The organism is Paenibacillus sp. FSL R7-0345 (genome assembly GCF_038595055.1).
GTDB lineage: Bacteria > Bacillota > Bacilli > Paenibacillales > Paenibacillaceae > Paenibacillus_AQ.
The window spans coordinates 1,818,157-1,843,710 of record NZ_CP152002.1; the positions used below are offsets into that span (position 1 = coordinate 1,818,157).

23 protein-coding genes and 1 riboswitch are annotated in these 25,554 nt (G+C 53.7%); of the genes, 18 read left to right on the top strand and 5 right to left on the bottom strand.

Going from position 1 to position 25,554, the window contains the following annotated elements; translation table 11 throughout:
* Window positions 1–8: 8 nt before the first annotated feature.
* Together NST84_RS07625 and NST84_RS07630 are read right to left on the bottom strand one after the other, a co-directional pair.
* Window positions 9–392: a hypothetical protein gene (locus NST84_RS07625; protein ID WP_342565007.1), complete on the bottom strand. Its 384-nt coding sequence runs from the start codon at window positions 390–392 to the stop codon at window positions 9–11.
* A gap of 93 nt (window positions 393–485) precedes the next feature.
* On the bottom strand, window positions 486–1,766 hold the full coding sequence (locus tag NST84_RS07630) for a helix-turn-helix domain-containing protein (protein WP_342565008.1): 1,281 nt from the start codon (window positions 1,764–1,766) through the stop codon (window positions 486–488).
* A gap of 163 nt (window positions 1,767–1,929) precedes the next feature.
* On the opposite strand from NST84_RS07630, the gene NST84_RS07635 reads away from it, so the two are divergent.
* Entirely contained in the window at window positions 1,930–4,191 is a 2,262-nt protein-coding gene (locus tag NST84_RS07635; protein WP_342566370.1) for a glycoside hydrolase family 3 C-terminal domain-containing protein, read from the top strand.
* Window positions 4,192–4,562: 371 nt separating this feature from the next.
* Here NST84_RS07635 and NST84_RS07640 read toward each other — a convergent pair whose 3' ends face one another.
* Window positions 4,563–5,498, bottom strand: coding sequence for an MBL fold metallo-hydrolase (locus NST84_RS07640; protein WP_342565009.1), 936 nt, complete (start codon window positions 5,496–5,498; stop codon window positions 4,563–4,565).
* 271 nt (window positions 5,499–5,769) lie between these two features.
* Window positions 5,770–5,875, top strand: a riboswitch (guanidine-I (ykkC/yxkD leader).
* Between the two features lie 91 nt (window positions 5,876–5,966).
* Between NST84_RS07640 and NST84_RS07645 the strand changes: the two genes are divergently transcribed.
* From NST84_RS07645 to NST84_RS07675, 7 genes are all read left to right on the top strand, one after another.
* Window positions 5,967–6,323, top strand: coding sequence for a multidrug efflux SMR transporter (locus tag NST84_RS07645; protein ID WP_342565010.1), 357 nt, complete (start codon window positions 5,967–5,969; stop codon window positions 6,321–6,323).
* On the top strand, window positions 6,324–6,638 hold the full coding sequence (locus NST84_RS07650; RefSeq protein ID WP_342565011.1) for a multidrug efflux SMR transporter: 315 nt from the start codon (window positions 6,324–6,326) through the stop codon (window positions 6,636–6,638).
* A gap of 109 nt (window positions 6,639–6,747) precedes the next feature.
* Window positions 6,748–7,611 (top strand): aldo/keto reductase, encoded by an 864-nt coding sequence (locus tag NST84_RS07655; RefSeq protein WP_342565012.1) that lies wholly within the window; start codon window positions 6,748–6,750, stop codon window positions 7,609–7,611.
* 599 nt (window positions 7,612–8,210) lie between these two features.
* Window positions 8,211–9,671: a PTS mannitol transporter subunit IICBA gene (locus tag NST84_RS07660; protein ID WP_342565013.1), complete on the top strand. Its 1,461-nt coding sequence runs from the start codon at window positions 8,211–8,213 to the stop codon at window positions 9,669–9,671.
* Between the two features lie 97 nt (window positions 9,672–9,768).
* Complete coding sequence (locus tag NST84_RS07665) at window positions 9,769–11,835, top strand: BglG family transcription antiterminator (protein WP_342565014.1); 2,067 nt, start codon at window positions 9,769–9,771, stop codon at window positions 11,833–11,835.
* A gap of 16 nt (window positions 11,836–11,851) precedes the next feature.
* A complete protein-coding gene (locus tag NST84_RS07670; protein ID WP_342565015.1) occupies window positions 11,852–12,286 on the top strand; it encodes a PTS sugar transporter subunit IIA in 435 nt (144 codons plus the stop codon).
* Window positions 12,286–13,431, top strand: a complete 1,146-nt coding sequence (locus NST84_RS07675; protein WP_342565016.1) for a mannitol-1-phosphate 5-dehydrogenase — start codon at window positions 12,286–12,288, stop codon at window positions 13,429–13,431. The genes NST84_RS07670 and NST84_RS07675 overlap by 1 nt, the downstream gene beginning before the upstream one ends.
* 70 nt (window positions 13,432–13,501) lie before the next feature.
* On the opposite strand, the gene NST84_RS07680 is transcribed toward NST84_RS07675, so the two are convergent.
* Window positions 13,502–13,918 carry a hypothetical protein gene (locus NST84_RS07680; RefSeq protein ID WP_342565017.1) on the bottom strand — a complete coding sequence of 139 codons (417 nt, stop codon included), beginning with the start codon at window positions 13,916–13,918 and terminating at the stop codon, window positions 13,502–13,504.
* Between the two features lie 42 nt (window positions 13,919–13,960).
* Window positions 13,961–15,034: a M42 family metallopeptidase gene (locus NST84_RS07685; protein WP_342565018.1), complete on the bottom strand. Its 1,074-nt coding sequence runs from the start codon at window positions 15,032–15,034 to the stop codon at window positions 13,961–13,963.
* Between the two features lie 187 nt (window positions 15,035–15,221).
* Between NST84_RS07685 and NST84_RS07690 the strand changes: the two genes are divergently transcribed.
* The 10 genes from NST84_RS07690 to yqeH all read left to right on the top strand — a co-directional run bounded on the left by NST84_RS07690 (window position 15,222) and on the right by yqeH (window position 25,520).
* Window positions 15,222–15,395, top strand: a complete 174-nt coding sequence (locus NST84_RS07690; RefSeq protein ID WP_342565019.1) for a hypothetical protein — start codon at window positions 15,222–15,224, stop codon at window positions 15,393–15,395.
* A 183-nt stretch (window positions 15,396–15,578) separates the two neighbouring features.
* Complete coding sequence (gene spoVAC, locus NST84_RS07695; protein ID WP_342566371.1) at window positions 15,579–16,028, top strand: stage V sporulation protein AC; 450 nt, start codon at window positions 15,579–15,581, stop codon at window positions 16,026–16,028.
* 2 nt (window positions 16,029–16,030) lie between these two features.
* Complete coding sequence (gene spoVAD / locus NST84_RS07700; RefSeq protein ID WP_342565020.1) at window positions 16,031–17,071, top strand: stage V sporulation protein AD; 1,041 nt, start codon at window positions 16,031–16,033, stop codon at window positions 17,069–17,071.
* Window positions 17,068–17,418, top strand: coding sequence for a stage V sporulation protein AE (spoVAE, locus tag NST84_RS07705; protein WP_042174395.1), 351 nt, complete (start codon window positions 17,068–17,070; stop codon window positions 17,416–17,418). Before spoVAD ends, spoVAE begins: the two co-directional genes overlap by 4 nt.
* Before the next feature lie 158 nt (window positions 17,419–17,576).
* A complete protein-coding gene (locus NST84_RS07710; protein ID WP_342565021.1) occupies window positions 17,577–19,049 on the top strand; it encodes a methyl-accepting chemotaxis protein in 1,473 nt (490 codons plus the stop codon).
* A gap of 266 nt (window positions 19,050–19,315) precedes the next feature.
* Window positions 19,316–20,272, top strand: coding sequence for a MoxR family ATPase (locus NST84_RS07715; RefSeq protein WP_342565022.1), 957 nt, complete (start codon window positions 19,316–19,318; stop codon window positions 20,270–20,272).
* Window positions 20,273–20,274: 2 nt separating this feature from the next.
* Complete coding sequence (locus NST84_RS07720; RefSeq protein WP_342565023.1) at window positions 20,275–21,525, top strand: DUF58 domain-containing protein; 1,251 nt, start codon at window positions 20,275–20,277, stop codon at window positions 21,523–21,525.
* Window positions 21,522–23,756, top strand: a complete 2,235-nt coding sequence (locus tag NST84_RS07725; RefSeq protein WP_342565024.1) for a transglutaminase domain-containing protein — start codon at window positions 21,522–21,524, stop codon at window positions 23,754–23,756. The genes NST84_RS07720 and NST84_RS07725 overlap by 4 nt, the downstream gene beginning before the upstream one ends.
* 112 nt (window positions 23,757–23,868) lie before the next feature.
* Window positions 23,869–24,393, top strand: a complete 525-nt coding sequence (locus tag NST84_RS07730; protein ID WP_342565025.1) for a YqeG family HAD IIIA-type phosphatase — start codon at window positions 23,869–23,871, stop codon at window positions 24,391–24,393.
* Entirely contained in the window at window positions 24,393–25,520 is a 1,128-nt protein-coding gene (gene yqeH / locus NST84_RS07735) for a ribosome biogenesis GTPase YqeH (protein ID WP_342565026.1), read from the top strand. Before NST84_RS07730 ends, yqeH begins: the two co-directional genes overlap by 1 nt.
* Window positions 25,521–25,554 lie beyond the last annotated feature (34 nt).

Below are 25,554 nucleotides of genomic sequence, written 5' to 3' on the forward strand. Positions count from 1 at the left end.
TGTACGTATCAGTCTCCGCCACCGCCGCCGCCCGAATCTCCGCCGCCACCGGAATCCCCGCCTCCGAAGCTGCCGCTGTCCGGGCTTCCGTGACTGCTGTGGCCGCTGTCATGGCTGCTGCCCCAGCTGCTTCCGCCATGGTGATGGTCATGATGATGGTTGTGACTGCTGGAATGATGGCTGTGATGCTTGTTGGTTCCGTCAGAATCATCATCCCGGCGGTGATAATCACCCGTAATAATGTTCGGGTCCGCTCCCGTAAAAAAATAATTGTCGGATGGATTGCCGCTCCTGTAATGCCTGCCGTTTCTGCGTGCATTACTGTTACTCCGTACAACAGCCTGAACAACGATAACGACAAAAACAACAGCAAAAATGATTACTATAGTCAAGCTGGCCCCGCTCCTTTTTTAGAAGATGATAAAGAGGACTTCTACAGCGATCATACCATAATTTGCAAAATATGTGTGTAACGCTGTTCAGTGCTAATACATCCGCCCCATATCCTTCCTGTACTGTCTGGGAGTCATTCCCGTACATTTCTTGAACACCTTAGTGAAGTAACTCTGATCGTTAAAATGCAGCCGGGTGGCTATATCAGATAAGGTGATGCCGGGCAGCTCCATCAGGCGTTTGGCCTCCTCAATCCGCTCGCGCTGGATATAGTCGCTTACAGCAAGTCCCGTTTCTTTCTTGAACAGGTGGGACAGATAGCTTGCGTTCAGTCCGGCAATTTCTGCGAGTGTGCCAAGTGTAATTTCCTCATACAAATGGTTAAAAATATAATTCTGGCACAAGGCGGAGGTCCGGGACTGTTTGGATCTGCGGTTATCACGGACATGGTCGGCAAAATCGCACAGCGCGGCAGTCTGCGCCCGGTCCACCGCCGGAATGTCGTTCAGCTCCTCGATGTGTTGAATATGAAAATCGCTCAGGGTATAAGCCATTTCCCAGAACAATCCGCCCTCAATTGCTGCCCGGGTCGCCAGGGTGATGGAGGAGATGGCCAGGTTTTTTCTGCTGCGCAGCCGGCTTTTTTTGGACAGCAGGCCAAAGCTTTCTTCGGAAAAATCCGCCTGGCTCGCCAGCACCCCCTCCTTATCCCCGTTCGCAATATAACGGAACATTTCGCGCTCCAGCATCGGGTCATGATGCAGCCAATCGTTTTCGCGCCGGTAGGAGAGGTCCAGGTCCGGCCCGTCGCTGAGATGCTCTGCCTGCTGCTGTACGGGGCCGGCCCGGAGAAGATCTGTCACGGACAGCTCTTCTCCGGTTACAAGCGTGTATAACAGGAGTGCTGCATGATACCATCGTATCCGGCTCAGTACCGGCAGGCTGCGGTAGTACTTAAGCCAGCCTTCCTGCAGGCTCGGGGCCAGATTATAATCGCGCATCAGGTCAGCTGCATTGTCCGCGGTAATCGGTGCGGAGAGAGCCGGACCGATAATCATGGTTCCGGCTGAGCCGGACTGCCCGCCAGGGAGCCGGAGCAGAATGAACTGCTCCAGAAATCCGGTCGTGTACAGGAGCGGGAGAGGAAAAGCGCCGTTGTGGCCATCCATCGGCTGCTGGCCGGAGGCGTAGTCCGCAACCTCGTCCAGCAGACTGCTGCTTCCCTGAAGCGGTGTCCGGTACTCAAAAGACGCAGGCAGACTCAGCCGGACACTGCCGCCGCGATCCAGCAAGCCTACCGGAACCCGGTAGGCTTCATAGATTAGCTTGCAAATATAGGCGGTTCGTTCCGCAACGTCTCCAGATTCAAGCATAAACGCCCTCCTTTTGTCCAATAAAAATACCAAAAAACAAATGATAATGCCATAATTATGTCCTGAACTTCGATAGAATAATAAAAAGAAAACGCATTCCTAGGAGGCTGACTCAGTGACAAAGACGAAGACTGCAACCGACATCCGCGATCTGATCGCGCAAATGACGCTCGAAGAAAAGGCCGGGCTCTGCTCGGGGCTGGATTTCTGGAATACCAAGGGCATTGAACGGCTCGGCATTCCGTCGGTAATGGTAACGGACGGTCCGCACGGCCTGCGGAAGCAGCAGGGAAGCGCGGACCACTTAGGTCTGCACAACAGCGTACCGGCGACCTGTTTTCCTTCGGCGGCGGGACTGGCCTCTACCTGGGACCGCGACTTAATTGTACGGGTTGGTGAAGCGCTTGGTGCGGAATGTCAGGCGGAGAATGTGGCTGTGCTGCTCGGACCCGGCAACAACATCAAGCGCTCACCGCTGAACGGGCGGAATTTTGAGTATTTTTCAGAAGATCCGTATTTGGCTTCAGAGCTGGCTGCCAGTCATGTTAGAGGTGTACAGAGTCAGGGTGTGGGCACGTCGCTTAAGCATTTTGCCGCTAATAATCAGGAGCACCGCAGAATGTCGATCGACGCTGTCATTGATGAGCGGACGCTGCGGGAAATTTATCTGGCCAGCTTCGAAGGAACGGTTAAGCAGAGCCAGCCGTGGAGCGTGATGTGCTCTTACAATCAGGTGAACGGCGAGTTTGCCTCCGAGAGTGAAACGCTGCTGACCAAGGTGCTGCGCGACGAATGGGGCTTCGAAGGCTTTGTCGTTTCCGACTGGGGTGCGGTAAATGAGCGGGTGAAGGCGCTGCAGGCGGGACTTGAGCTGGAAATGCCGGCAAGCGGCGGGATCGGGGATGCCAAGATTGTGGCGGCTGTGAACAGCGGCGAGCTGCCGGTGGAAACGCTGGATAAGGCTGTGGAACGGATGCTGACTTTTGTATTCAAAAGCGTGGAGAGCCGCAAGGAGAATGCGTCCTTTGATAAGGAGCTTCATCATGCGCTGGCGCGTGAAGTAGCCCGGGAGAGCATGGTGCTGCTGAAGAATGAAGGCGGCCTTCTGCCTCTGGCGAAGAGCGGAACCATCGCCATTATCGGCGAATTTGCCAAAAAACCGCGCTATCAGGGCGGCGGCAGCTCGCATGTGAATCCGACACAGCTGGATGATGCTTTTGCCGAGATGCAGGCGGTGGCCGGAGCTTCGGCCAGCTTCCTGTATGCGCAGGGGTATGAGCTTGACAGTGATGAGGTTAATGACCTTCTGCTGAAAGAGGCGAAGGATATGGCGGGCCAGGCGGATGCGGCCGTGCTGTTCCTCGGACTGCCTGACAGATACGAGTCGGAGGGTTACGACCGCAGCCACCTGTCGCTTCCGGCCAGCCATAAAGCGCTGATCGAAGCGGTTGCTGAAGTGCAGGGCAATGTTATCGTTGTGCTGAGCAACGGTTCTCCGGTAGAGATGCCATGGCTGTCCGAAACAAAAGCGGTGCTGGCGGGTTATCTGGGCGGACAGGCTTTTGGCGGCGCAGTTGCCGATCTTCTCTTCGGTGTCGTAAGCCCAAGCGGCAAGCTGGCTGAGACGTTCCCTCAGAAGCTGAGTGACAACCCGTCGTTCCTGAACTTCCCGGGCGAAGGTGATAAGGTGGAGTACAAGGAAGGGCTGTTCGTCGGCTACCGTTATTATGATAAAAAAGAAATCGAGCCGCTTTTCCCGTTCGGCTACGGGCTGAGCTATACCAGCTTCGAGTACAGCAGCCTGCAGCTGAGCAAAAATAGTATTCAGGATACTGAGACTGTAGAAGTTACAGTCACCGTGAAGAACACCGGCACAGTAGCCGGCAAAGAAACGGTACAGCTCTATGTCAGCGATGTGAAGAGCAGTGTAATCCGTCCGTTGCAGGAGCTGAAAGGCTTCGCAAAACTTGCATTGCAGCCGGGCGAAGCGCGTGAAGTTATCTTCACACTGGATAAGCGTTCGTTCGCTTATTATGATGTGCAGCTGGGAGACTGGCATGCCGAGAGCGGGAAGTTCACGATTGCCGTGGCCGCTTCCTCGCGCGACATCCGGCTTACAGCACCGCTGGAAGTTACCTCGACCGTGAAGACAGCCGGCAAATTCCACCGTAACACTACAGTCGGCGACCTGCTGGATAACCCGCTCACTGCAGACCGAGCGAAGCATTACGGCAGTATTTTCGGCCTGGAGAATGCGATGGAAGACAATCCGGAAATGTTCGTTGCCATGATGAAATATATGCCGCTGCGTGCGCTTGTTAATTTCGGACAGGGCCAATACACCGAAGAGATGCTGGCTGATGATTTGCGCGAATTTAACGCTCTGGCGGGGCAGGAGCAGGCTGCCTCAAGTATATTGAAGTAGCTTACAGTAGCTAAAATGAGAGATTTGTAGACCTCGCCCCGGATGGGGCGGGGTCTTTTTTGGGAGACGGATGTTTAAGCAGGGTGGCGTAGCTAGTGTGGGAGGAATTAAGGGGATTTTTCCCTTTAAGTCGGATGGATGTGGCCCGTTTGGGAGTAAATAGAGGGATTTTTCCCTTTAAGTCGGGTGGGTGTAGCTCGTTTGGGTTGAAATAGAGGGATTTTTCCCTTAAGTCGGGAGATCCGTTACACTGCAGCTCATGATTAATTAACTGGGCATCATTCAGCGTATCTGGCCCCGCTCGCAGAGCAGTACCAGCCTTCTCTAAAGTGGCGGCTGCTCTGCGCGATTGGGCTTAATGTAGGAGAGTTTCAGACTTGTCTGCTCAGCAAAAATTCAAGATTGCGCTGGAACACGCCTGCTGCATCCCAGTCCCGGTATGCCTCGGGAACGGGAATATCGGCAGCCGGGGGCTTGAACTCCGGTCCGCTGAAAGGTTTACAGATGGCCAGCAGGTCACTTATGTACTGCTGCATATCCTTAATGCTGGCTGCATCACTTACAGGTCCGTGCCCGGGAACGATGTGGCGGGCACCCAGCTTTCCGAGCGTCTTCAATGCGCTTAGCCAGTCAAGCGGATCGCCATCAGTAAGCAGCGGATGATTATTGACCGCGACAGCGTCTCCGGCGAAGAGAATGGAATCAGCCGCAAGATGCAGAACCGAATCACATTCCGTATGGGCCCGGCCGAGCGACAACAGCCGGGCACTTCGCCGGGAACCGTGAATCCACAGCTGGCTCTCATAAGTAACATTAGGATAAGTAACAATCAGCGTATTTATAGATTCGCGGATTTCCAACAGGTAGCCGTGGCGGAGCGCAAGTTTCGCCCGGACAGCTTCATCCGGTTCGGCATCAACAGCTTCAGCCGCTCCGGCAATATCCGCGTTGAGCTGCGGAAGCAGAGGTGTCATCCGCTCGAGCCACTGCGGCTGGGTTGCCTGCATGCGTGCTCTTGTCCGGGTGGAGGAGACAATAGGCACGCCGGGAAAGCACTGATTGCCCCGCACATGGTCACCATGCCAATGGCTGTTAACAACATACCCAATCGGCTGATTTAGCAGCTGCAATGCAGCTTTTCGCAGGTCCAGGCCCGCTTGAGGGGTGTTAAAGGTGTCGAAGATCAGCGTAAAGCCGCCCATATCAATGATGCCTGCATTGCTCATAGCGCCGCCTTGCCCGGAGGCAGTCAGGGCGTAAATACCCTCGGTCAGCTGGTTAATACTGAAGTGTCGTGAGTGGGGCATTGTTCATCTTCCATTCTCTCAAAAAGTTATAAATACATAATAATACCATTTATTCTATTATGTAAGCCTGTGTTTAAAGAGAGTTGTCTGCAAGCTAAGCTGAAAAGCCTCACCCGGTACGCTGCAGATTCCGGATTTGTCAGGGGAGATAAGGGGTCGCAATATGCGGGGGTTGATGCTGAGCCGCTTAAGAGATGGACAACGAAACTAACTGCCAACCAAAAGCTTGCTTTCCCGCATATAATTTGCTAACATACGATGTAACTTAATCAAATTGGTTTTCTAGGGTTCCGCGGCCGGTAACGGCCGGGCTGGTCCGAGGGAAAACGCACGGATTCCAGTCCGTGTCTACACGGAGGGATAAAAGCCCGGGAGGTATCGTCAGCGATGACGGTGGCCTTCCGGGCTTTTGTGTTGCCGCCGGAAGGCCCGGATTAAGATTTCGTGCAAAGCGGGAGGAGAAAAGAGATGAGCAAGAGCAGTAAGGCATGGCTGAAAATTGTAGGCGCAGCCTGTTTTGAGGTGGTTTGGGTGATCGGACTGAAGCATGCAGCGGCCCCGTGGGAGTGGGCAGTTACCGTACTGGCCATTATTATAAGCTTTTATGTTCTGATCTCTGCGAGCAGTAAACTGCCTGCCGGAACGGTGTATGCAGTATTTGTCGGGCTGGGGACGGCCGGAACCGTACTGACGGATATGATTTGGTTCGGACAGCCGTTTCAGCTGGTGAAGGTAGCGTTAATCGTTCTACTGCTTGCGGGTGTTATTGGACTGAAGCTGGCTACCAAGGATACCGCGAAAAAGCAGATTAAGGAGGTGTCTTAAATGGATTGGATTATGCTTGTTGGTGCCGGGCTGTGCGAAATGCTCGGTGTGGCGATGATGGCCCGGCTGCAGTCGCGCCGCAACTGGCGGACACTGTCTTTGCTGATGGCAGGCTTTGGCGCCAGCTTTATCCTCCTATCCCTGGCGATGGAGACTCTTCCCATGGGGACAGCTTATGCGGTGTGGACCGGTATCGGCGCTTCCGGCGGGGCCATCCTCGGTATGGTGCTGTACGGGGAATCCCGGGATTTGCGGCGGATACTCTGCATTGTGCTTATCCTTGGCGCCGCAGTCGGCCTGAAGCTGACCGGCTGATTTTTTGCAGCAATATGTTAAAGATTTAGACACCTGTACGATGTTTCGGACGAAGCAACATGGTAAGTATAGTAAGTATACAATCCATCTGTTAAGGAGACATCCACATATGAACAACAGCACTCACAACCGGATTAAGCTAAGAAACGGCGCCTCTGTGCCGAGAATCGGCCAGGGCACCTGGAATATGGGAGAAGATAAAGCAAGCCGGTCCGAGGAAATTGCTTCTCTGCGACTGGGTGTCGAGTTAGGCATGAATCTGATTGATACCGCTGAAATGTACGGGGAAGGGCGGTCCGAGGAGCTGGTCGGTGAAGCTATCCGGGACATCCGTGATGATGTATTTCTGGTGTCCAAGGTGTACCCGCATAATGCCGGCAAAGACCGGCTCATCTGCAGCTGTGAAGGCAGCCTGAAGCGGCTCGGGACGGATCATCTCGATCTTTATCTGCTGCACTGGCGCGGCAATATTCCTTTGGAAGAGACCGTTGAAGGGATGGAGGAGCTGGTGGCTGGCGGTAAAATCAAACGTTGGGGCGTGTCCAACCTCGATACAGAGGATATGCGGGAGCTGCTGAGCATTCCCGGCGGTGAGAACTGCGCTGTGAACCAGGTGCTTTATCATTTGGGCTCAAGAGGCATTGAACATGAGCTGCTGGCCTGGGGCCGGAGCCACCACATTCCGGTCATGGCATATTCTCCGCTCGCCCAGGCCGGCAGCCTGCGCAAAGGGCTGACCGAGAACGGGACGGTCCGGCAGATTGCCGCAGAGCACGGGGTGACCCCGCTGCAGATCTTGCTGGCCTGGAGTATCCGCGAAGGCGATGTAATTGCCATCCCCAAGGCAGCGTCACGCAGGCATGTGGAAGAGAATGCGGCGGCCGGCCGGATCAGGCTGAGTGATGAGGAACTGCACCTGCTGGATGAGGCTTTTCCGCAGCCGGCCTGGAGAGTTCCGCTTGATATGATTTGATTTGATGGCTGTCCGTGATTTCGCGGGCAGCTTTTTTAGTTAGTATATGATGAAGTAAGCTGTGTAGCGGACGTGTTGCCAGGGTATAAATAATTAAAATTTTAATTATTCAGCTATACTGGATATTTGCTAATAAACTTTGTCTGCCGAAACGAGCGAAATGAAGGGCAAAAATGCCCTTGATTTCGCCCGAGGCGGCGAAAGGAGCAAGATGAAGGGCAAAAATGCCCTTGATTTCGCCCGATGAGGCGAAAGGAGCGAAATGAAGGGCAAAAATGCCTCTGATTTCGCCCGATGAGGCGAAACGAGCGAAATGAAGGGCAAGAATGCCCTTGATTTCGTCCGAGGCGGCGAGTGAGCGAAAAGTAGGGCACAGGTTCCTTTGATTTCGCTGTTTTTTTTGTGAATTAGGTCATAAGGCCTGGAAAAAGCCTATGGCAACAGCTCTTAAATGTTGTCAACAACGTTCATGACGAAACCGTATTTTGAATTTGGTGACAAAGAAAGCGCTTTGAATTACGATGTGTGCATAGGGGATGAACTTACAACAAAGCTTAAGGGTAGGAAGTCCCATTTAATTCAATAAGGGGGCATTTTAAATGGCCACATCGGCAACTACGCCAGCAACACAACCTTCATCCGGCGGAACAAGGGTGAAAGTCCAACAATTCGGCCGCTTGCTCAGCGGTATGGTTATGCCAAATATCGGTGCTTTTATCGCTTGGGGTCTGATCACGGCACTGTTCATTCCAACAGGCTGGATTCCAAATGAAAGTCTGGCTGCTCTTGTAGGGCCAATGATTACTTACCTGCTGCCGCTGCTGATCGGTTACACCGGCGGTACAATGGTACACGGTAAACGCGGCGGTGTTATCGGTGCTGTCGTTACAATGGGGGTTATCGTCGGCTCCTCCATTCCAATGTTCCTTGGAGCAATGCTCGTTGGACCGCTGGCCGGCTGGATTCTGAAACAGTTTGACAAAGCTGTTGACGGTAAAATCAAAGCCGGCTTCGAAATGCTTGTCAATAACTTTTCACTTGGTATCATCGGCGGCGGCTTGTCCATTGCTGCACTGAAGGGGATCGGACCACTGGTTGAAGGTCTTACCAACATTTTGTCCAATGGCGTGCAATTCCTGGTTGATCACAATTTGCTTCCGATCGTCAACATTATCATCGAGCCTGCAAAAGTGCTGTTCCTTAACAATGCGATCAATCACGGGGTTCTCGGACCGATTGCGCTTGAAGAATCCCAAAGAATTGGTAAATCCATTCTGTTTATGCTTGAGTCTAATCCGGGACCAGGGCTTGGTATCCTGCTGGCCTACTGGCTTGTAGGACGCGGTTCTGCAAAAGCTTCTGCGCCGGGTGCCGTAATCATCCACTTCCTTGGCGGTATCCATGAAATTTACTTCCCGTACATTCTGATGAACCCGCGTCTGATCCTTGCGGTAATCGGTGGCGGTGTATCCGGTACATTCACTTTCCAGATGCTGGGTGCAGGTCTGGTAGCTTCTCCGTCACCAGGCAGTATCTTTGCTTATTTCGCTATGACGCCTAAGGGCGGGTACTTCCCGATGCTGGCCGGTGTAGTTGTGGCAACCGTAGTTTCTTTTGTCCTTGCAACGCTGCTGCTGAAGACAGTGAAGAAAACGGATGAGGAAGAAATGGATCTGGAAGCAGCTTCTGCAAAAATGAAAGACATGAAGTCTGCCGGTACTGCAGCTTCTCCAACAGTTGCAACCGCAGCTGCCAATAACGTTGCTGCTAATGTACGCAACAAAGCTGATGTGCATAAGATTGTCTTCGCTTGTGATGCCGGTATGGGCTCCAGTGCAATGGGTGCTTCGGTACTGAGAAAGAAATTGCAGACTGCAGGCGTGAATCTTACGGTAGTGAACTCGGCAGTAAGTGAAATTCCGGCTGATGCAGATATCGTTATTACCCAGAAAACGCTGACCGACCGTGCGATTGCAGCCAATCCTAATGCAGAGCACATCTCTATCGACAACTTCCTGAAGAGTCCGAAGTACGATGAGCTGGTTGAACGTTTGAAATAAACGAATACCGTTTAGAAATGACGTATAACGCTAAATAAGGAGACGCTGGCCCCCGGGAGCCAGCGTTTGTCTCCATTTAGGGCGGAGGTACACGGTTATGAGGAAGGTTACCGCCCGGCAGCGCCAGATTATCTGGCTGCTGCTGGGCGTAAATGAAGAAATCACAGCCGCCGAAATCGCCGAAGGAATCGGGGTAAGCGTGAGAACCGTTCACCGCGAGATGGAGGATATTGAACAGACGCTTGCGGATTTCGGTCTGGATCTCATCCGTAAATCGGGAAAAGGCATACAGCTGAGCGGGCCGGAAGACGGTATCGCTGAGCTCCGGCTATTCCTGCGCCAGGAGAAGCCGGCAGAGTATTCCAGTGAGGAGCGTAAAATCTACGAGCTGTGCACGCTGCTTGAGTCAGAAGAACCAGTGAAGCTGTATACTCTGGCCCACTGGCTGAAGGTAACTGTGGCTACAGTCAGTTACGATCTGGATGAATTGGAGCCGTGGGTCCGTAAATTTAATCTTCAGCTGGTCCGCAGGAGGGGCTACGGGGTTGAAATAACGGGCAGTGAGGTGGATAAGCGCAGGGCGATCGGCCGGCTGGCTGCCGAGCATCTGGATTTATCGGATCTTGTAGGACACACTCCCCAGCTGGCCAGCAGCCCGGTATACAAGCTTTTGCTGATGACCGTCGGGAAAAACAATCTGCTGGAAGTGGAGAACACGCTGTGGGATATGGAATGGCAATGGACTGCAGAGCTTCCGGAAATCGTTTATATGGAAATGCTGCTGGGCCTTGCCGTCACCACCAGGCGGATCTCCATCGGTCAGGGCATTGAAAGCGGCGGTGACGCCGGCTATCCCAGGATGTCCGACCACCGCAACATCTCCGGGGCCGAGCAGTTTGTCCAGCGGCTCGGACTTGCGCTCGAGGAGGATATTCCGCGGGCGGAGATTCTGTATATCGCCGGCCTGTTTGACCGGGCCCAGGATTCATTCCCCTCCGGCGGAATCGCCTACGGGGATATGGAGCTGATGGAGACGGTCTACCGGCTGACCGAAAGTGTGGTAAGGCGGACGGGGCTGCCGTTTCAGAGCGACCGCTCCCTGCGCGAGGGTCTGCTTGAGCATATGGACCCTGCCTTCAAACGGCTGCGTGAGGGAACGCGTATCCGCAATCCGCTGCTTGGTCCGATCCGCAAGGATTATGACTACCTGTTTCAGATTGTCAGAGCTGCGGTGGAGGATCTGCAGCTGGACCTGGAGATTCCGGATGAGGAAGTGGGCTTTCTGGTCATGCATTTCGGCGCTTCCATTGAAAGGCTTAACCAGCTGAAACGCAATGTACGGGCGATTCTGGTCTGTGCCAGCGGGCTGAGCTCCTCCCGGCTGCTGGCCACCCGGCTCGCCAAGGAGATGCCGCAGATTGAGATACTCGGGAATATTTCCTGGTATGAAGCAGCCCGTCTTCCCGAGGTGGATTATGATCTGATCATCTCAACGATTGATTTGCCGCTCGACAAGGAGCGCTATATCAAGATCAGCCCGCTGCTGACCGGAGATGAAATGGAGAAGCTTTTGAGTTATATTCAGAATATCACGCTGCGTGAACGGGAGAGCGTTCCGGGCGGCGAGAACGGCCATTCCGTTAAGGATGATCATGCGCTGGACCGCCTGAAGAGCTATAAGGGGATACTGGATGAGACGGTCAGCCTGCTGGAGCGGTTCCGCTTTTATCCGCTGGATAATGAAGGTATTCCCCTGCAGGCTACGATTGCGGCGATGCTGGATTTCCTTAGAGGTACCGGGGTAGTCGGGGATGCGGACATTCTGCTGGAACGGCTGCTGGAACGGGAGCGGATGTCGAGCCAGGTCATCCCGGATACGGGGCTGGCGCTCTTTCATACCCGCAGCAGCCACATTCTGCTATCTTCGCTGACCCTTTACCGTCTGAACCAGCCCGTAGTGCTGGAAGGCAACACCGAGGTAAGAGTAATCCTGCTGATGCTTGCCCCGCGCAAGCTCTCCAGGGAGAGCCTGGAGGTTCTGAGTGAAATCAGCGCCATGCTGCTGAATGCGGAGCTGGTAAAGCTGCTGGAGGAACGGACAGAGTCCGAAATCCGCAGCTACCTGTCATCTGAACTGCTGCATTTCTTCGAAAATAAAATGTGAAAGCGGGAGAAACCATATGAGTATACTGTCAGAAAACAAGATTATTATGAACGGTGCCGCAAAAGACAAATATGAAGCGATCACCATGGCCGGCAAGCTGCTGGTTGATGCAGGACATGTAACAGAAGAATACGTGCCAAAGATGCTTGAGCGCGAGGAAGTTGTATCTACCTATATGGGCGGCGGGCTGGCTATTCCGCATGGTACCAAGGAAGCGAGACCTTTCATTAAATCAACCGGTCTTTCCATTATCCGTTTTCCGGATGGCGTTGACTTCGGCGGCGATGAGCCCGCTTTTGTCGTAATCGGAATTGCAGCTGCAGGTGACGGGCATATGGAAGTGCTTACGAATGTAGCCATGATATTCACTGAAGATGACGCGATTGAGCGGGTAATGAACGCCCCTACGCCTGCCGATGTCATCGCCATTTTTGAAGGAGGCCTCGAATAATGAAGGCTGTTCATTTCGGCGCAGGCAATATCGGCAGAGGATTTATCGGTCTGCTGCTCTCACAGGCAGGCTATGAAGTCTGTTTCGTGGATGTAAATGAAGCTTTTGTATCCCAGCTGAAGGAGCGCGGCGAATATCCGGTGACTCTGGCAAGTGAAGGACAGGAAACGGTTATCGTAAAAAATGTGACGGCGATGAGCAGTGTTACCCATGCGGATGAAGTGGCGGCTGCCATCGCTGAAGCCGATCTGGTTACAACCGCTGTCGGTGTATCGATCCTGAAGCATATTGCCGGTGTGATCGCCGAGGGAATGAAGAGACGCGTAGCCGTTTCGGATGCACCTCTGCATGTTATCGCCTGCGAGAACGCCATCGGCGGCAGCGCCCAGCTCAAAGAGCTGGTCTATGCGCAGCTCGATGAGGCAGCCCGTGCCAAAGCGGATACATCTGTAGCATTCCCTAACGCGGCAGTAGACCGGATTGTGCCGCTTCAGCAGCATGAGGATATCCTCAAGGTTGTTGTCGAGCCCTTTTATGAGTGGGTGGTGGATGCTTCCCAAATGATTCCGGGATATACTCCGGTTGAAGGCGTGCATTATGTTGAAAATCTGGAGCCTTACATCGAGCGCAAGCTGTTCACCGTGAATACAGGACACTGCTCTGCGGCGTATCTCGGCTTCCTCCGCGGCTACGAAACCATTCAGCAGGCAATGGCGGACGAGAGCCTGACGGCACTTGTACGTGAAGTGCTGGAGGAGACTGGAGCGGTGCTTGAGCAGAAGCATGGCTTTGACACCGCAGAGCACAGCAAATATATCGACAAAATTCTGGAGCGCTTCCGCAATCCGGCCTTGACCGATGAAGTATCCCGTGTCGGCCGCTCGCCGATCCGCAAGCTGTCGCCGAATGACCGTCTGGTATCGCCTGCGCTGCAGGCTTATGACCGCGGATTGAGCTATAAGGCGCTGACCCGTTCCATGGCCGGAGCTTTGCTGTTCCAGGCGGCTGATGATCCGGAAGCGGTCGAGCTGCAGGCAGCTATTGCCGAGCTTGGCGTGGAAGCTGCGCTGACCAAATACACAGGTCTGGCTGCTGATCATGCGGTACACCAGTCCGTGATGGCCGAGTACGCGGCGCTGAAATAGAAGATTAATATTACCGTGACAATAAAAAGAGCAAGACCCTTCCGATGCCGGAGAGGTCTTGCTCTTTCTTTTACTTTTGAACCGGTTCCCAGTGCCTGAGCTCGCCGATCGAATCACGCTCGGACGAATAGCCCCGCAGCTCGATGGAGTCTCTTTTTACCATAAAACCATAATGCACATCCGGCTCGTTGGCAAACGTTACTTCAATAACATAAGGATTATACGGTTCATAGCCATCCTCGCGGTGTGGAACCGTCCAGAACGTCCAGGTTTCATCGGGGTATTTTTGTTCCAGATAACGGTTCAGCTCAACCGATTTGCGGGCGATTTGAGCATCAATATAAGCTGGACGATACAAAAAGAAACCGATGGACAATAGAACGTATAAGCCGGCTGCAATATAAATCCACTTTCTTCTGGACTTCCGGAATAAGAGAGAGACAAGCAAAATGACGAAAAACGGGATAGCGGCTAATCCATATTCCATTAGTTCAACAGGATGCATGTCTTATCTCCCCTTTATTGCAGCTTAGCTGTTTTCCAAAATAGTCTGCAGCGTTGTCCGGTCCAGTCCTTCAACCAGCTTGATCAGCAGCTCCTTGGCTGCCTCGTAATCGTCGCTGTGGATGACGGAAGAGGCGGTATGAATGTACCGGGAGCAGATACCGATAACCGCAGACGGGATGCCGATGCCGCTGGTATGAACCGCTCCGGCGTCAGTTCCGCCCTGGGATACAAAGTACTGGTATTTGATCTTATGGGTGTCGGCAGTATCCTGCACGTATTCAATCAGCCCGCGGTGGGTAATCATCGTCGGATCATAGATGCGCAGCAGTGCCCCCTGGCCTAGCTGGCCGAAGGCCTGACGGTCACCGGTCATGTCAGCAGCGGCGCTGGCGTCAAGGCCGAAGAAAATGTCCGGATTCAGCAGGTTGGCGGCGGTACGGGCACCCCGCAGGCCTACTTCTTCCTGCACAGTAGCACCGGCATAGACAGTGTTTGGCAGCTGTTTGCCGTGCAGTGTCTTGACCAGCTCAAGGGCGAGGCCTACACCGTAGCGGTTATCCCAGGCTTTGGCCAGGATTTTTTTAGGATTGGCAAGCGGAGTGAACGGACAGATCGGCAGGATCTGCTGCCCCGGCTTGACGCCGTAGCTTTCAGCTTCTTCCTTGCTGTCGGCGCCGATATCGAGATACATTTTACTGATTTCACCGGTCTTGGTGCGCTCCTCCGGGCTGAGCAGATGAATCGGTGTACTGCCAACAACCCCTGTAAGTACGCCGTTAGGTGTAATAATCTGCAGCCGCTGGGAAGCGACAGCCGAGGCCAGCCAGCCGCCGAGCGGCTGGAAGCGGATCATCCCGTTGCCCGTAATGCCGGTAACCATAAAGCCTACTTCGTCAAAATGTCCGGCAACCATAATTTTCGGGCCGTTTTCTGCGCCGCGCAGCACGCCGAACAGGCTTCCGAGCCGGTCCTGCACAAATTCATCAGTGTAAGGTGACATAGCGTCCTTGACGTAAGCGCGCAGTTCACGCTCAAAGCCAGGTGCTGCAGGGAATTCTGTGAGTGTTTTGAACAAGTCCAATGTTTCCTGATTCATATCTGTAACGCTCCTTTTCTTGACCTTAGAAGTTCAGATTCAACCTATATAGTATGAACTTCACCGGCCTGATTGTCTATCTTTAGCAGACTTTAACGTCTCCCGCAGGCGGACACCGGGAGCTGACCGGCTGAATAACCTGTTGTAACGGGTCTGCAGGCAGGAGCCGGGAAAGGAAGAGGAGCGAATGAGGGTTGCAGGAGGTATTTCCGGACCTTTTACCGAAAAAAGTGTCCCCCGCAGGGTGCGCACGCGCGGCATTAAGCACAGATACCGCCGCCGCAGCAGCCGGGACAGCGAGATTATGCTGATCCTGGTTCTGTTCTTGCTGCTTATAGTGGTGCTGCTGTTTTTTTCCTGAGTATGCAGGGACATAACAAGCCGGGATATGGTGAACAATAAGGAAAAACTTCTAGGCGAAGAAGAGCCGGAGGGAAGCAGACAGTGAGACTGAACTCTGGGCTTCCCTTCGCACATATCCAGGAGGTGTCCAATTTTGCCGGCAAAAACAAAGAAAAGCGGTGTGAAGCTGCGGCTTGACACCATGACTCCCAAGGACTACGAAAAATTGTCCAAGCCGTTTGTACCCTCGCGTCCGGTGTTCAAAAACTGCATCCGCGCCTTTCTGTCAGGCGGCCTGATCTGTGTGCTGGGACAAGCCATCCAGGAGGCCTTCATGGCGATCTTTGATATGACCTCACGGGAAGCTTCATCCCCGACAGTGGCGGTTCTGATTCTGCTGTCCGTCATTCTCACCAGCTTCGGGGTGTACGATAAGCTTGCCCAGTGGTGCGGTGCAGGTACGGCCGTGCCTGTCACAGGCTTTGCCAACAGTATGTGCTCGGCAGCCCTTGAACATAGAGCCGAGGGCCTTGTGCTCGGCGTCGGCGGCAATATGTTCAAGCTGGCCGGTTCTGTTATCGTGTTTGGTGTGGTCGCCGCCTTTGTAGTCGGTGTAGTTTATGCCGTTATGGGCTGGGGAGGTGCTCACTAACGATGGAACAGCTGGGCAGCCAGACCTGGAAATTTACCACTCGTCCTGTCATCCTTGGTTCATCTGCGGTAGTGGGTCCTGAGGAAGGCGAGGGACCTTTGGCCTCGGATTTTGATTTTATTTATGATTCGCTTGAAATGGGCGAGAAAACCTGGGAGAAGGCCGAACGCGCCCTGTTTGAAAAAGCTTCCAAGCTGGCGCTGATGAATGCCGCGATTGAGCAGGAGCAGCTGGAGTTCTTCGTCGGCGGAGATCTGATGAACCAGATTATCAGCAGCTCCTTTGCCGCACGGAAGCTCGGTGTGCCTTACCTTGGTGTATTCGGAGCCTGCTCGACTTCAATGGAGAGTCTGGCGATTGCTTCGATGATCATTGATTCAGGCGGCGGGAAATACGCACTGGCGGGAACCTCCAGCCATAACTGCACTGTGGAGAAGCAGTTCCGCTATCCGACCGAATACGGCTCTCAGAAGCCGCCGACTGCCCAGTATACGATCACCGGCTCCGGCTGTGCGATAGTCGGCCGTAACGACGGTACTGCGCCGGGTACACAGGTTCATGTGGTTTCAGCAACAATCGGCCGGATCATGGATCTGGGCCTGACCGACCCGTTCAATATGGGGACAGCGATGGCGCCTGCCGCGGCTGATACAATTACCGCCCATTTCCGTGATACGGGCCTCGCTCCCGGACATTATGACCTGATTGTGACTGGCGACCTTGCGTCGGTAGGGCTCCCGATTGCCAAAGAGCTGCTGGCCGAAGAAGGCATTCCAATGGAACAGACGACGTTTGATGACTGTGGCCTGCTTATTTTTAATCTGGATAAGCAGAAATATGTAATCGCCGGAGGAAGCGGCTGCGGCTGCTCTGCAGTTGTCACGTACGGGCACATCCTGAAACGGATGCGCAAAGGCGAACTGAAACGGGTGCTTATTGTGGCAACCGGGGCGCTGCTGTCTCCGTTGTCATATCAGCAGGGGGAGAGCATTCCATGCGTAGCGCATGCTGTAGCCCTGGAGATCGGAGGTGAGGGACAATGATTTATCTGTGGGCTTTTCTTGTCGGCGGAGCGATTTGTGTCATTGGCCAGCTGATGTTTGATGTACTGGCGCTGACGCCGGCCCATACCATGAGTACACTCGTGGTGCTGGGAGCGGCAGCCGATGCTTTTGGACTTTATGATCCGCTTGTGAAGTTTGCCGGAGCCGGGGCCAGCGTGCCGATAACAAGCTTTGGCAATTCCCTGGTGCATGGCGCGCTAACCGAGCTGCAGCGCGACGGCTGGGTCGGTGTAGTGACAGGCATATTTGATGTAACCAGTGCCGGGATTTCGTCGGCGATCGTGTTTTCCTTCCTGGCGGCACTCGTTGTGAGGCCAAAGGGCTAAATATTTACGTCAAAATGAACAATATTTGAACACAGACCGCTAAATAGCGGTCTTTTTTCCTTGTATCATAGGTAATAAATATCAAATAAATGTCGATTATTGACGATATATAACGTTGAGTGTTTTTTACATATACAAAGACAGGGGACGTGCAGAGATTGCAGAATCAGCAGAGAGTCGAATTATTTTGGAACAGGAACAAAATTATCATTGCTATTTTTTGGGCAATAACGGTAGTAGGTGTGATTCTGGCCTTTCAGACTCCCAAGCTTTGGGGAACAAGCGGGGTAGCGGTTCCGCTCGCCATAGCACTGACCGTATGTAACAGCCGGCGTAAAGGGGTAATGGTCATACCTTGGATTATTACAGGAATCCTTACTCTGATGGCTGTTTATCTGACAATGGGTTCTATAAATAGCCTGGTTGTGTTATTGCTTTATTCTTTACTGCTGCTCTATCCTCACTACAAATATTATGCTATCGCTTCCGGTATAAGCGCTGTCCATACCCTGATTCAGCTAATGAGCGGAACCCAGGTTTTAGTTGAAGGGAACAAGCTGCTGAACTATTTTACCGGACTAGGACTGTATCTCATCATTAGTATCGTGCTCTTTGTGGTTGCGTTCCTGAATGAGAAGCTTCAGCGTCACAGCGAAGAGCAGCGGCAGCAGGTTGCCGCCACAGGGGAGCAGGTGAGTTTCCTGCTGGAACGGGTGAAGACCGCAGTGGACGGACTTTATGATTTTACCGGCAGATTCAAGGTGGAGGTAGAAATGGCCGGAGCTATAACCAATGAAGTAACAATCGGATTCCAGGAGGTTTCCAAAGGCATTGAATACCAGGCCAGCAGCATAGGTGAAATTACGGAGGCAGTTTCGGTATCTGACCGGCATATCCGTGATGTAGCCGGGTATTCGCAGGAAATGAAGAAGCTGTCGGCGGAAACGGCTGCGGTCAGTGAACAGGGCAGCGGAAATGTAGCCTTGCTGGCGGACCAATTCTCTGATCTTAAGGAAATGATGGAGCAGACCTCGAATCAGATGCTGGAATTCAGCCGGCGCAGCCAGGACATTCATGGAATGCTTGAGGGGATCACACAGATCTCCAGACAGACGAATCTGCTTGCCCTTAATGCCTCTATTGAGGCAGCGCGTGCGGGTGAACATGGGCGGGGCTTTGCCGTGGTTGCCGGAGAGGTGCGGAAGCTGGCCGAGGACTCCGGCAAACAGGCGGATTCGATCAGCGGTGTGATATTCGGCCTGCAGCAGCAGACAGATCTGCTGATCACCCAGTTTGAACAGAGCCGCAGTATTCTGCTGACAGGCAGCGAGTCGGTGCAGCGCACGGAAGAGGTATTCCGGTCTATTCTTCAGAATGCCCATAAAGTACTGGAGCAGGCAGGCGATGTGGAGCAGAGCTCGGCTGGCATGAAGCAATTCTCCGAAAAAATCGTGAGTGAAATTACAGAGTTCTCCAGCGTGACCGAGCAGTCGAGCGCCGCAACGGAAGAAATACTGGCCGGAGTGGAGGAGCAGCGCACAATGACTGACAATATGGTAGGCAGTTTTAAACAGCTTGAAGGCCTGATTATCAGCTTGAATGAGCTGGTGGGTGATCGAAAGCAGGCTTAGCTGGAAAAAGGGACCGGCAGGGCAGCGGATCTTCCTTTAAGGAGGGCGGCTGTCCTGTTTTGCTGTCCATTGCAGCAGTCCTGAAACGTCCTTTGATTTTTGTGATTTTTTACAAGAAATAGGCAGAATAGCTTCTTACAATTGTAAAACGGGCTATATGTTTAGTATCCTGCAACTTCAAAGTCTTCAATAATGTACTTTGGGTCCTATAATCATGTAAAATATATTTATTACTGCTTATTCTGACATAGGAGGTCTAATCATATATGCCCGTACGTCAAGAATCCACGCAAATTATGAAAGCTGTTCGCTCTAACCTGGAATCCTGTATACTTGGAAAATCTTTTGAAATAGAACTGCTGCTTACGGCACTTCTGGCCGGTGGACACGTCCTGATTGAGGATGTGCCGGGAACCGGTAAAACCCAGCTTATACGGGCATTATCACGGTCCATGTCCGGTGACTACCGGCGGATCCAGTGCAATCCCGATATTCTGCCGAGTGATATTACCGGCGTGTCCGTCTATCATCCGCGTGATGAAATGTTCTATTTCCGGCCGGGGCCGGTTATGACTAATATTCTGCTAGCCGATGAGATCAACCGGGCAACAACCAAGACCCAGTCGGCTCTGCTGGAGGTTATGGAAGAACGTAATGTCACGGTGGACGGGGAGACTTATCCGCTTCCGCATCCGTTCATGCTCTGTGCGACTCAGAACCCGATTGATTTTGAAGGCACCTACACACTGCCGGAAGCCCAGCTTGACCGCTTTATGCTGCGGATCAGCCTTGGTTATCCGGATAGCGAGACCGAGAAGAACCTGCTGCTCAGCCACCAGTCGGGCCAGCCTGTGGACAAGCTGACACCGGTAACGGGCATGGAGCAGATTGCAGCGATCCAGGAAGAGATCCGTGAGGTGTACATGAGTGATACGGTTCTGGGTTACCTGCTCGACATTGTACGCCAGACACGGGAGCACCCGCTGGTGCTGCTTGGTGCAAGCCCGCGTGCTTCGCTGTCCTTCATGATGGCCTGCAAAGCATATGCTTTTCTGCAGGAGCGCGATTATGTGCTGCCGGATGATGTCAAGATTCTTACGCCTTATGCCCTGGGGCACCGTATCATTCTGCGTCCGGAATCGCGGCTGGACAATGTTAACGTGGAGTCCCTGCTGCAGAAGCTGCTGCAAGGCATCCGTGTGCCTGTTACGATGAGGCAATAGCGATGAAGAGCTATCTGAGTGGAGTAGCAGCAGGAATCCAGCCGCGGAAATTCGCCGGCATACTCGCGATATGGGCTGTTACCCTCCTCTATGTGCTGTTTCAGGGCGGCAAAACATCCTTCATGCTGTTTATTATGGTCTCAGTCCTCATTCTTTATTTAATCGTCGGCGCGGTCAGCGGCGTCCGCCGGGCCAAAGGCACGCGCAGCCTGTATTCTGAGCAGGATAAGCCTGAGCTGCTGTATGCAGGCGGATATCTGCGTGTGAAGCTGCAGGTGAGCATTCCGGGATTTCTCCCGCTGCCTTACGTGGTGGTCAGGGAAATTCTCAAGCGCCATAACGGCGAGTCGTGGGTTTTTGAGGAGAGTCTGATTCCCAGCCTGAGAGGGCAGGGGGAGCTGCAGTTTCAGACACCGCCGCTGGAGCGCGGCAGCTACACCTTTGAGCAGACAGATATCCTGGCAGAGGATATTTTCGGGCTGGTAGAGCATAAAGGAACTTTCCGGGCTGAAGGGCAGTTCCGTGTTCTTCCCCGGGCTATCTTCGTACCGCGCTGGCAGCTGTATGAACGCCGGTCCCGTCTGGCCGGACTGCAGACCTCTCTGCTGCATTCACGGCGGGAGACAACGCAGATCAACGGGGTACGCGACTATGTCTATGGCGACCGTTTAACCCGTATCCACTGGAATGCGACGGCCAGAACCGGGCAATGGAAGTCCAAGGAATTCGAGCATGAGTCCGTCCCCAAGACGATTCTTGTGCTTGACGGCAGCGCAGCGGCTTACGGCAGCTCCAACCAGTTTGAGCTGGCGGTTTCCGTTACGGCTTCGCTGCTCAGCTATGGTATCCGTGACCGGATCGGTATCGGCCTTTGCTGTATAGACAGGAATACCAAGGTTTTTGTGCCTGCCGAGAGCGCGGCAGAGCGCCAGAAAATGATTCAATACCTGATTGATATTAATGCGGAAGGCCGCGGACCGGTGCTGCCTGAACTGGAGAAGAGCCACCGGATGTTTCCGAAAGGCGCCTACTTCGTTCTGATCAGTCCGCAGAGCGGCCAGCCGGTGCTGGATGTCATGCGCTGGGCGGAGAGCCGGGGAATGACCCCTGCCCATATCCAGGTGCGTAACCCGGCCGCGAACAATGCCAGCAGGGAGTGGAGTGATGTTCTAAGATCACGCGGAATAGCAAGCTACAGCGTGAATTCCCTGCAGGAGCTCCCTGCTGTACTCGGAGGTGATGCTGCAGTATGAGCCGATGGTGGAACGGAATCAAATCTTCCTGGCATCATTCCTTCAGCCTGCTCTGGCTGATGCTGATCGGCCTGCAGTGGGTATCCTTTACAGAGCCGTTCTGGCTGCAGGCTACAACAGAGGTTGTGCTGCTGTCGCTTGCGGCAGTAGCCGTTATTGAGATTCTCCTGCCTGTAAAATGGGGAGTGAGGCTGTTCCTTGAAGCAGCAGCTGTACTGTACATTACGTACAGGCTGATCCTGAACAAGGGGACCTTTGTTCCTGATCCCTGGGCTGTGACGCTGCGGGACCGTCTGCCCGATATCGCGGCCGGAATGGTCCCCTATATCTGGTTCGCCCTGGCAGCTGGCACGCTGCTGCTGCTGTCCTCCTGGTGGGTCAACTCCAAAGCACGGATTCTCATGTTTCTTACCGCTAACATCGTTGCTTTTGCGGCGCTTGATTCCTTTACCACCTCTGTCCTGTGGCAGGAGGTAGCCTGGACAGTGGCGGCAGGTATGGGCTGGCTGGTTACGCAGCACCTGCGCAGCTTTCAATTGCATTATCCGCGCGGCTGGACTTATCTGCTGCGCTATCCGTTCAAGGTATTGATTAATGTCGCCATTATTTTCTCGCTGGTTATTGTGACCGGGGTGAATATGCCTGATGTGCGGCCAACCCTGACCGATCCTTATACGGCTTGGCAGGACTGGAACGGAGACGGTAATCCGTCAGGACCGGGAGCCTCCGGCAGCTCGTCTTCCGCCACCAGCAGCGGCGGCGGGACAGGCAGCGGCAGCTCGTCTTCCGGCTATAGCCTGAACGATGATAACCTGGGCGGCGGCTTCAGCTTTGACTACTCGCCTGTAATGACAGTTACCTCCAATCAGCGCACCTATATGCGGGGAGAGTCACGGGCTGTCTATTCCGGCAGAGGCTGGAGTGATGATGACCGGTGGAACAGAGGTCCGCTGGTACGGGCTGCTGTTGGCACGGAGCTGGAGCGGGAAGCAGCCCCGAAGACGCAGACAGAGCCGCTGCAGCAGACGGTAAGGCTGCTTGGCAATAATGATTATCCCGTGCTGTTCGGCGCTTATTCCATCTCCAGAGTAGATACGATAGACGGTGAGGAGACCAGCAACGGCTTGTTCTGGCGGAGCCAGGACAATGAGATGATCTGGGGCTCTGATGATGTTCTGACCTACCCGCAGACGTATGTCCTGACCTCTGAGGTTCCGGTTGTGCCGGTTCAGGAGCTGAGCCGGCAGACATACAGCCAGCTGTATGAAGGCCAGGATAATGAACAGTATCTGCAGCTGCCGGATAATTTCCCGCAGCGGGTCAGCGATCTGGCTGAGGAGATTACAGCAAGTGCACAGACTCCTTACGAGAAGGTTGCACTGCTGCAGCAATATTTACAAGTAAGCTTTCCTTATACCAATCAGCCGGATCTCTCACGCAAAAAGAGCAGGGATATGGTCGAAAGCTTCCTGTTTGAGATTATGGAAGGCTACTGTGACTATTACTCAACTGCGCTTGTAACCATGGCCCGGACACTTGATATTCCGGCCCGCTGGGTTAAGGGCTACGCTCCGGGAGAACAGGCCCAGCTTCCGGATAATCTGATGGCACAGGGTGCGACCAACAATAATTATACGATTACGAATGCTGATGCCCATTCCTGGGCAGAGGTCTATTTCGGGGACTACGGCTGGATTCCGGTTGAAGCAACCCCGGGTTTTACTGTTCCGCTGCTGACCCAGAGCGAGGAACAGACTCCGGTAGAGCCGGAGCAGGAAGAGGAGCAGGCTGTAGAGCCGGTACAAGAGCCGGCGCAGACGGCTTCCGGCGATAGTCTGAACATTGGAACATGGATTGTGGCGGCAGCAGCTGCCGTGCTGCTGCTCTGGACAGGTTATCTGCTCTGGCAGCACCGGTTAAGCCTGCGCTTCCTGCTGCAGCGGCTGCAGAGCGGCCGGCCGCTGACCCCGGTGCAAAAAGTGGTGGCCGAAACAGAGCGGTGGGTAAGGTATGTGCGCAGAAGGGGCATGCTTAAGGAAGAGCATGAAACACTGCGTGAGGCTGTCAGCCGCTGGAGCCGGGAAACCCCGGAAGCTGCAGGCAGTTTTACTTCACTGCTGCGGCTGTTCGAGCAGGCCAAGTACAGCCCTGATATTATTGAAGACAAAGACTGGCGCAGCGTGTATACTGAAGCTTTGCAGCTGCAGCGGAGCCTTAAAGGGCGCAGGTAGTCTGCGCCCCGCACGCAAACATGACACAGGTTCATTTGCGAAGTGCAAAGAGTGTGATATAGTTTTTTGAAAGACAGGAAAGCATGTGCGCATGAAAATCGAGGTGAAATGATTGTTTGAACGATTAGTTCCCAAACTCCGGGTAAATACGGTATTTGATATTGATCTTGAAGATTTGTACCGTAAAGGATACCGCGGCATTATTACAGACCTGGATAACACGCTTGTAGGCGCCAAAGCGCCTCTGGCTACTCCCGAGCTGCTGCTGTGGTTTGCAAAGGTGAAAGAGCTTGGATTCAAGCTCATTATTGTATCTAATAATAATATGGACCGGGTGTCCCGCTTTGCCACGCCGCTGGATATCCAGTTTGTTCATCAGGCGCGCAAGCCGGTCAATACCCCTTTTCTGAAAGCTATGAAGCTGATGGAGCTGAAGCCGGAACAGACAATCGTAGTCGGTGACCAGATGCTTACAGACGTGCTGGGCGGTAACCGTCTGGGGCTGTATACAATCCTGGTCCTGCCGATTTCGGTAAAGGATGAAGGCTTCGGTACAAGAATTAACCGCCGCGTCGAGCAGATTGCGCTGACACGGCTGCGTAAGCAAGGATTGTGGCATGAGGAGGATAAACATTAATGAGTCAACACAATGAAACTGAGCGCCCGGTGAAATGCAGCGGCTGCGGTATCAAGCTGCAGACCGAGAACAAGGAGCTTCCGGGCTATATCCCGGAGTCGGCCTTTGAACGGGAACCGGTCATTTGCCAGCGCTGTTTCCGGATTAAGAATTACAATGAGGCTTCTTCGGTATCCGTAGATCAGGACGAATTCCTGCATCTGCTGAGCGGGATCGGCGAGAAGAATGCGCTTGTGATCCACATCGTGGATTTGTTTGATTTTGAAGGCAGCCTGATTTCCGGGCTTCAGCGGTTTGTCGGCAATAACCCCGTCATCCTCGCCGTGAACAAATGCGATCTGCTGCCTAAGGTAACGAACTGGAACAAGCTGCGCAACTGGATGCAGCAGCGCTGCAAGGAGCACGGCCTGCGGACAGCAGAAATCGTCCTCGTCAGCGCCAAGCGCAACCAGGGCTTTGAGCGTCTGCTGGAGACGGTCAGTGAGCTGCGCGGACAACGTGATATCTATGTTGTCGGGGCAACGAATGTGGGCAAGTCCACACTGATTAACCGTCTGATCTCGGACTACAGTGATCTGGAGCAGGAGCTGACCACTTCACGTTATCCCGGCACTACACTGGATATGGTCAAAATTCCGCTGGATGACGGCCACTCTATTATTGATACTCCGGGGATTGTATACCCTTGGCGTTACAGTGAGCTTGTAGAACGGCGTGATCTGGGCGCGGTAATGCCTGAGAATCCGCTTAAGCCTGCGGTTTATCAGCTGAATGAGGGACAGACGCTGTTCTTCGGCGGCCTGGGACGGTTTGATTTTATCCAGGGTCCGCGGCAATCCTTCACCTGCTACATCAGTACAACACTGAAGATTCACCGCACCAAGCTGGAGCGGGCAGATTCGCTGTACCAGGATCACCGCGGTGAGCTGCTGACGCCGCCGGCGGCAGCCGATATGGACAAGCTGCCGCAGTGGCAGCGTCACGAATTCCGGATCGGCCGGGGCAGCCAGACTGACCTGTTCATCTCCGGGCTCGGCTGGATTAAAGTCAACGGGACGGAAGGCGCAGTTGTTGCCGTACATGTTCCGCGCGGCGTGAAGGTGCTCACCCGCCCTTCGCTGATCTAAGCGCTTCTAACCTACACTCAGGAGGATCATGCCT